Annotated in this window: 6 protein-coding genes; all 6 read right to left on the bottom strand. The window is 46.1% G+C overall.

Annotated elements, in window-relative coordinates; all coding sequences use genetic code 11:
• Positions 1 to 428: 428 nt before the first annotated feature.
• Positions 429 to 1,541, bottom strand: coding sequence for an extracellular solute-binding protein (locus CLOSYM_RS13455; RefSeq protein WP_003498256.1), 1,113 nt, complete (start codon positions 1,539 to 1,541; stop codon positions 429 to 431).
• Between the two features lie 65 nt (positions 1,542 to 1,606).
• Positions 1,607 to 3,256, bottom strand: a complete 1,650-nt coding sequence (locus CLOSYM_RS13460; RefSeq protein ID WP_021642524.1) for an ABC transporter permease — start codon at positions 3,254 to 3,256, stop codon at positions 1,607 to 1,609.
• Positions 3,253 to 4,410 carry an ABC transporter ATP-binding protein gene (locus CLOSYM_RS13465; RefSeq protein ID WP_003498270.1) on the bottom strand — a complete coding sequence of 386 codons (1,158 nt, stop codon included), beginning with the start codon at positions 4,408 to 4,410 and terminating at the stop codon, positions 3,253 to 3,255. Before CLOSYM_RS13465 ends, CLOSYM_RS13460 begins: the two co-directional genes overlap by 4 nt.
• Before the next feature lie 250 nt (positions 4,411 to 4,660).
• Positions 4,661 to 5,449 carry a response regulator transcription factor gene (locus CLOSYM_RS13470; protein WP_009297769.1) on the bottom strand — a complete coding sequence of 263 codons (789 nt, stop codon included), beginning with the start codon at positions 5,447 to 5,449 and terminating at the stop codon, positions 4,661 to 4,663.
• 3 nt (positions 5,450 to 5,452) lie between these two features.
• A complete protein-coding gene (locus tag CLOSYM_RS13475) occupies positions 5,453 to 7,150 on the bottom strand; it encodes a sensor histidine kinase (protein WP_021642527.1) in 1,698 nt (565 codons plus the stop codon).
• Positions 7,151 to 7,299: 149 nt separating this feature from the next.
• A complete protein-coding gene (locus CLOSYM_RS13480; RefSeq protein WP_003505806.1) occupies positions 7,300 to 8,127 on the bottom strand; it encodes a DUF6612 family protein in 828 nt (275 codons plus the stop codon).
• Between the last annotated feature and the right edge of the window lie 148 nt (positions 8,128 to 8,275).

Consider the following 8,275-nt stretch of genomic DNA (forward strand, 5'->3'; position numbering starts at 1 on the left):
GATATGCCTTCCATGCGCCTTTTTAAAGAATTGCTGAAGATTTGATATCGGCCTGCCGGAAACATGTAGTGGCCGCGACAGGGTCCTCCTCATTTAAGGTTGGAGACAATCAGCGCCCGGAACGGACCATGTCCGGTGTTGCACGAATCTCCGCCTGAGTCTTCCGTCCCTGGCGAAAACCTGACCGGGGGAAGGAGGCGGAATCAATTCTGCAGGGGATATGGAAGCCCATCCGTGCTTAATGAGGTTTCTCACGAATTTAGCACGGCTATGCGCTTCGAAAAGTGCAAACGGTCCCCGCAGCAATTCATTCCGACCGGATTCCCCTCACGACAACCTACCCGGGGGCGGAAGACTCAGCCATCCCCCTCACCACACCGGACATAGTCCGTTCCGGACGCGTCCTCCTACCTCAGTTAAATCTCCATTTAATTAAGCTCTGCATACAGCTCATTCCAGTGATTCATGATTTCGTCTTTGTGTTCTTTCAGATAGTCAAAATCAAGCTCCTTCATCCCAAGCGTATCTTCCGCAGGAAGGCCGCTTAAATTACAGTTTCCGTTAGAACCGCGTCCTGCCGATACCTCTGCCCGGGCGTCCTGGAATTCTGCCGAAGTAAGAAGATCAATCATGGCCTGAGCAGCCGGAAGGTTCGGGGCATTCTTGACAATCGCCGCGCCGCCTGCCATAGCTGTATTTCCTTCTTCCATATAGACACATTCGATCGGCGCGCCGTCATTGATTAATGCCACTACACTTGATTCATATGAAAGACCGACCACATACTCGCCATTGCTGACCAGATTGTAGACATCTTTGGACGATGTAGTGGAAAAGCTGGCCGGAATCAGTTTCTTAATATAATCCCACCCTTTTTCATCATCGAATTTATCTCCCATCACAGCCAGGATTGTCTGAAGCTGACGCCAGCCCGACGACGTGGAATCCGGTGCGGCAAGAATAATCTTCCCCTTCAGGGCAGGGTTCAGTAAATCTTCATATCCGTTAATTTCAATGCCAAGTTCATCTCTCAATGCCGGGTTAACCACGAGACACATCACCTGTACATCATAAAAATTATAGTAGCCTGCATCATCGTGATAAAGCTGTTCTTTATCACATGCGCCCGTATACGGCTGAAGTATGTCGTGATAGGTGTCGCCGTCAGCGGCAAACATCCCTCCGATTACCACATCAGCGTCGCACGATTCATCGCTCCTTATCCTGGTTGCCAGGGTTCCGACTGAGTCGGCCTGAATCTCAAGTTCACAGTCAGGGTAGTATTTTTTCCATATATCATTAAGTACCTGCTGCTGAGTTTCCTCCATCGTTGTATATACCGTGATTTTCCCGGTTACCTCTGATGCCGGCCTCACATAATAGGGCCTTTCTCCGCTGTCCTGCTCGGCCTGTTCCTTCGCGGCTTCTGTCTTCGTCTCTTCTTTTTTTGTCTCGGCCGGGGCTTCTTTTCCTCCACAGGCAGTCATGGATAAAACCATTGCTGCAGACAAACCCGCCGCCATCAGTCTTTTTTTCTTCATAAATATCCTCCCTTTCATTCTATATGTTTTATTTTGCTCTTTTAAATTTGTTTCCTGCCGGACAGCTACATTTTTACGTCTTCCAGCTTCGTAAAACGCAGATAGACTACCAGACAGATAATGGTCAGGAGCATTGTTATGGTCGCAAATACAGCCGCCACACCATAGATTCCGCTGGTGATTGCCGAGTAGGTGCTGATTGTCAGTGTAATCGTTCTGTTATTATACAGAATCACCCCCGATGACATTTCAGTAATTATGGATACAAAGCTTAAAACTGCTCCCGAGATAATCCCGCTGGACATCATCGGAACCGTTATTTTAATAAATGCCGCCGGTTTTGAGGCCCCCAGGCTCAATGCCGCCTCCTCAATATTAACGGGGATTTTCATCATGGCTGCCGTTGCCGAACGGCTGGTAAAAGGCATACGCCGTATGGCCAGCGCTATCACCATTATGAAGAGGGTTCCTGTAAGCGTAAACGGTTTTCTGGAAAATGCCACCACCAGGGCAATACCGATTACGGCTCCGGGCATGATATACGGCATCATGGATATTGTATCAATTGCATTGTTGAACAGGTTGTTTCTTCTCACTACCAGATACGCAATCAAAACGGCAATTACGATAATCACTGCGAGAGTCAGCCCACTGACAATTAATGTATTTCCGACCGATCGCATCAGCATTTTCTCCAGCGCTTTCTGGTAATTGATAAGGGAATAGCCCGGTTTCAAAATGCTGTTTTTATAGTTTCTAAATGACATATTAACGATATATATCTGCGGCAGAAGCGAAATCCCAACCAGGAGATAGCAGTATGCATGCATCAGGAAGTTACCGAGGCCGGTGGCCTTCTTCGGCTCCACCGGATGGAGAGCATTAATCGTGAATTTGAACCGGTTGGATGCTGTCTTCTGGATAATGAATATTACAGCGGTCACCAGTACCGCAATGACGCTAATTGCAGCCGCAAAGTGGTAGTTTGTCCCGTTTTCACCCAAATACTGATTGTATATCAGTACAGGGAAGGTGCTGTACCCCCGTCCGATCAGCACGGGAGTTCCGAAATCGGCAAAGGAACGCATAAATACAAGCAGCGCTGCCGCCAGAATTGTCGGCATCGTCAGGGCCATAATCACCCTCTTAAACCGATCCACACCTTTGCAGCCCATGCTCTCGGCCGCCTCCAGCAGAGAGTTGTCGATATCCCTGAATGCTCCGTTCATATAGATTACAACCAGCGGAAAGAGCTTCAGGGTCTGCACAAACACAATTCCTCCGAACCCGTAGATGGATACGCCGTTAATCCCAAATGATTTTAATATTCCGGTAATCAGCCCGGAGTTGCCCATTAAAAGTATCCATGCATAAGCTCCGATAAATGGCGCCGACATCGTACAAAGCAGGCAGAGGACGAATAAGAGCTTCCGGCCGCCGAGCCTGAAAAAGGAATAGAAATAAGCAAAGGGGATACCCAGAAGCAGGCTCGCCGCCATAACACAGAACGCGATTTTCACACTGTGGAATATGGATTCGTAGTAATAGGACTTACTGAAAAACATCCGAAATGCTTCCATAGTGAATTTCCCGTCTGTATATACAGATTCCTTCAGAAGCCTGCCAATAGGATAAACCAGGAATATAAGAAACAGGACCATTAATCCCCCGGAAATAATATTCCAGAAATCCCAGCGCACTTTCGAATGGCTCATCCGCTCACCTCCCGTCCTGCCTCGTCCCGGGGGATGTCCGTACTGTTTTTAATCCCCTTCATCAGGCTTTTCGTCGTCTCGGGGTCAAAAATATTTGCTTTGCGGCTGTTCAAGGTGAGTAAAACCCGTCTCCCCGGTGGAATAATCTCATCAATCTCCGACTCCTGAATGATTTCCGCTGTTTCTCCTGTCTCAAGCTCAACGAAATAATGAGTGTTGGAACCAAGAAATACGCTGTCCATGATCTTAGCGCTGATACCTTCCTTCCTCTCCCCCTCTGTACACTTGTGCACAAACAATTCTTCCGGTCTGACGGATAAGGTCACATCCCGTTCCCTGATTTCCGAATCCTGTACTGAGTCCATACAAATCCGGTATCCATTCGGAAACTCAAGCACTGCCTCCCGTCCTTTTTGCATCAGCTTAGCATTCAGAAGATTTGATTTTCCAATAAAAGTTGCCACAAACAGATCGGCCGGTCTTTGATATATGTTTTTTGGCTCGCCGCAGTGGCGGATCACCCCGTCCTTCATAACTGCAATTCTGTCGGAGATTGCCATTGCCTCCTCCTGATCATGTGTCACATAAACCGTTGTAATGCCAACCTCTTTCTGGATATTCTTAATCACGGTCCTCATTTCGACGCGAAGCTTTGCATCCAGATTCGACAGCGGCTCATCCATTAAAAGTACATCCGGCTGAATCACAAGCGCTCTGGCCAGCGCCACTCTCTGCTGCTGCCCTCCGGACAGCCGTTCCGGCATTCTGTCTGCATACTGATCTACATGAACCAGTTCCAGGAACTTCTGTGCCTGTTTCCTCATCTGTTCTTTCGGCATGTCCTTATACTTTAACCCAAACTCAACATTCTTTCGCACCGTCATATTAGGAAATATCGCATAATTCTGAAATACCATTCCTATGCCGCGTTTTCCCGGCTCCATATCGTTGATTAACCGGTTGTTAAACTTAAAGCTCCCTCCCTCTATCGTGTTAAAACCGGCTATCATCCGCAGCAGAGTTGTCTTGCCGCATCCGGACGGTCCCAAAAGGGTAAATAATTCCCCGTTTCGAATTGTTACTGATAAATCCGGTATGACCGTCACATTACCGTACCTTTTTACTGCATTTTGAATCGTAATAGTTACACTCACGTACACCACCGCCCATTTTTAGGTATTTTGTATATAATGTCTTCTTTTATATTAATAATCTTATACAATTAGTCCAATCAATTCTACCTAAAATACCGCTCAAAAGGGAAAAATACCAAACACAAGTTAACGTTTCGTCCTCGTTAACCTGCACGCTCCCCGCACAGGTCACCGTCATCAATAAAATGCAGCAGGAATTATCCTCTTCCTGCTGCATGGATCAGCCACTGTTTCTATATTACAAACCGTTTCATTTCTCCTGCTGTTTGATTTTTCCCACATATTCCTTCGGGCTGCACCCAATATACTTCTTGAATACCATATTAAAATATTTGTAATCGCCAATCCCGCACTGCCAGGACACATCCTGGACTGCCGTCCTGCCTTCTCTGAGCAATTCTAATGCTTTCTGAATCCGAAAACGATTCAGGTATTCAATAAATGTGGTTCCCATCTGCTTTTTAAACTTCTTGTTCAAAAAAGTTTCACTATAGTTTAAGGCATCAACAACATCCTGCAATACCAATTTCTCACGATAATGCTGTCTGATAAACGCAAGCATCTCTTTCACCACCGCATCATCCTCACTGCTGGTTCCTTCTTTGGGAATCAGCTGTATATTTTTCCACTCTTCCTTTTCCTTCTTATGGCTCATCCAGGAACGCCTCTGCATGCATTTTTCCTTTGCGTCTCTTATTGCCTCGGCCAAATCTTCCCTTTTCAATGGTTTTAAAAGATATCCTGTCACCCCATAGCGTATGGCAGTTCTCGCATATTCAAAATTCGAGTATCCGGATAATATAATAGCAGAATAATCATATTGTTCATATGTCTGCCGAATCATTCCCAGCCCGTCCAGAATCGGCATATTGATATCTGCCACAACAATATCCGGCTCCAGCCGCTGTATCAGCGCTACTCCCTCGACGCCGTTTGCGGCCTCCCCCACCACCGTACACCCCATATCAGCCCAGGGAATGGAATAGACGAGACCTTTTCTTATGATGTCCTCATCTTCCGCAATAACCACTCGGTACATGTGTCACTCTCCTTTCCTCTGCTCTATCCGAGCCACTACTTCAAAACCTGCGCCCTCCCTGTTCCGGATCTGAAGTCCGCTTCCATCGCCATATCTCAGGTAGAGACGGCGCGACAGGTTCCTGAGTCCGATGGACGGCGAGCTGTTATCGTGCGCTCTAAGCTGTTTCCTTAATTCCTCGGCTTTTTCCTCCTCCATTCCAAGGCCGTCATCCAGGACGCTGATGAGCAGAACATTGTCCTCCACATGACCGCTAATCTTTATATTAAGTTCCATCTTCTTCCTGAATCCATACTTGATGCTGTTTTCGATGAGCGGCTGCAGCAAAAGTTTTGGTACAATGCAGTTCATACACTCCGGTTCGAAATTGACCCCAAAGCTGAACCTGCTTCCAAAACGACAATTTTGGATGTCAAGATAACAGTACATAAAACGCATATCTTCCTCTAACGTAACCTCCTTTTTCGAGGTATCAATGCTGTAACGGAGCACTTCCGTTAATTTTACTATCAATTCCTCAGCCTTATCCGCATCAAAGACTACCAGGTTCCTTATTATTTCGAGTGTATTATAAAGAAAATGGGGATTCATCTGCGCTGTAAGCTGATCCATTTCAATCCGGCTGTTCAGCTTCAAAAGCTCTGTATTCCTGTCATTCAACGCCTGGATACTGTCCAGCATGTGATTCACCTGATATCCTACCTCGGTGAACTCATCGTCCGTATTCATCTGAATCCGATGATCATAATCTCCTTTACGGATAATTCTGATTTCACTGACCAGCCTTTCAATAGATGCCGCATTATTTTCTGCCATGGATTTCGCCATCCACCTGGCTATCCCATACCAGGCAGCCCCCATTATGAACAGTGCGCTCAAACCGATATATACGGTTTCGTTTCCGGGATAATATACCAGAGAATAAATGATTGCCGAAAATTCCGGCAGTTCCTTCGACACGACCCAGTATCGGGCCTGTCCATGGGTCCAGCTCCCATGCCTGGTTCCGTAAAATTTATTACTGCTGTCTGCCAGACCCGGTTTGCTGATATACATGACATTTTGTCTGAGATCGGTAATCACTCCGTCAAAGTTGCTTTCCGACAAATAAAAGTTCCACCCGCTTCCGGATAAAAATAAGGTTATATACCCTGTGATTTCCCCCTCCACAAATATTGGCTTGATAAACAGGGCATCTGCATAATTTCCCCTATCATAATAAACTGCCCTGTATATATCTCCCTCACCGCAGTTTCTGGCATTATAGCAGACTGCATTATTATAATTTACAAGATAAGAGGAGAGCTGATTCTCGCCAAAGGAAGTAAAGAGAACTTCTCCCTCTGTATTCGTAATGATTACCTGATTGCGCACATCACAGTTCTCGTCAAACCGTCTGAAATAATTTTTGAATTCATCCGCCGCCCCGGCGTCCTCCCCCTCAATTATCGCTTCCACAGCTTTTACTGTATTTTCATTCAGCAGAAACTCACGGTTCTGCCTGTCAAAGCGAAGAAAAACCTCCTCCAGCTTCTTCAGGTGATTAGAAGCGTTCAGCTCATTTGCTGCCAGAGTGGCCGAAAATTGGCCGGCCAGGAAAAGAAGCGAGCTGATAAGAATCATGAGAATGATTCTTTTTGCCACTGATTTCTGTAGATTTTTTTGGAATTTTCCGCTTTCATCCGTTCGCCGCACTGCCATTCCCCCCTGCTCTTTTTCTCATTATAGGGCAAAGCCGGCCGGTTATGCAACCCTATGAACAGTAACTTAAAAAGAGAAGATACGGTTCGGGGCATAAAGTCCCGGCCATATCTTCTCTTCATCTGTTATTTAACTTCTCAGTAATTTAATTACCAGATCTCTGCTGCAGGGCCTGTTGCGCCGCTGCTGCCCCGTGATGTGCCATAATATGTACTCAGATCCGAATATCCGTCTGTGGAAGGAAGCTCCAGATTTACCGGCTGACCCGGATTATTGAAATTTCCCTCAAGCAGCATGATGATTCTCAATGTCTCGCCGTAGGAACTCATATCCATAACCATATACATGTTCATACTCGTATAGTAATCATCTTTATTTATAACATACTCTCCCTTTACTTCCCTGATAATCATTCCTACATCCATGCTGCCCAGAAGCGGCTTTAAAGCATCCTGAACATAGGCATTCATCTTTGCCGGATCAGCCACATAGCTTAAAACCCTGTTTTCTCCTTCTTCTCTGACGGAAAGGCTCTTCATAAGAGAGGGAGCCAAATCGGCTGCCGCTGTTGTCTGCTCTACCGATGCTATCATAGAATTCAAATCCATCGGATATTTAATCTTCTCCCCGTTAGAATCCATATAATAATAGCCGTCTTTATAGAAAACGGTAGCATATTCGGTCTGGCCCAGGAATTCCATCGCCATATCCGCTTTGTAGCGGAGATTCCCCGACTTAATCTGATCCATCTTCATGTTCATCATCATATCCAGATTCAGGCTTAAATCTAAATCCATCTCCGGATCCTGCATCACCATTACAGCGTGAACCCCCAAGTCACAGTCCATTGAATCCAGTTCATTCGCTTTCTGTGTCACACGTTCCAGCAGCGCTGCCGGGTCTTCGGCTGCCAGGGCCGTACCTGCCATCGTTACAGTCATAACTGCTGCGAGTAGTGCGGTCATTAATCTTTTCATATCCTTTTTCCTCCTGACTTAATATTTACATTCCTCGTACTGATATATTAAGTATATGCTTTTTCTATGTGGTTTTCAATGAAAATTTAGCATTTATCAGTAGATTTAACTGAGGTGAGGAGGACGCGTCCGGAACGGACCATGTCCG

The organism is [Clostridium] symbiosum ATCC 14940, assembly GCF_000466485.1.
In the GTDB taxonomy this organism is placed as follows: domain Bacteria; phylum Bacillota; class Clostridia; order Lachnospirales; family Lachnospiraceae; genus Otoolea; species Otoolea symbiosa.

Excerpts from the sequence above, each read along its gene's own strand:
- CLOSYM_RS13455 (WP_003498256.1), bottom strand. The coding sequence starts at position 1,541 with ATGAAGAAAAAAAGACTGATGGCGGCGGGTTTGTCTGCAGCAATGGTT.
- CLOSYM_RS13480 (WP_003505806.1), bottom strand. The coding sequence starts at position 8,127 with ATGAAAAGATTAATGACCGCACTACTCGCAGCAGTTATGACTGTAACG.
- CLOSYM_RS13470 (WP_009297769.1), bottom strand. The coding sequence starts at position 5,449 with ATGTACCGAGTGGTTATTGCGGAAGATGAGGACATCATAAGAAAAGGT.
- CLOSYM_RS13460 (WP_021642524.1), bottom strand. The coding sequence starts at position 3,256 with ATGAGCCATTCGAAAGTGCGCTGGGATTTCTGGAATATTATTTCCGGG.
- CLOSYM_RS13475 (WP_021642527.1), bottom strand. The coding sequence starts at position 7,150 with ATGGCAGTGCGGCGAACGGATGAAAGCGGAAAATTCCAAAAAAATCTA.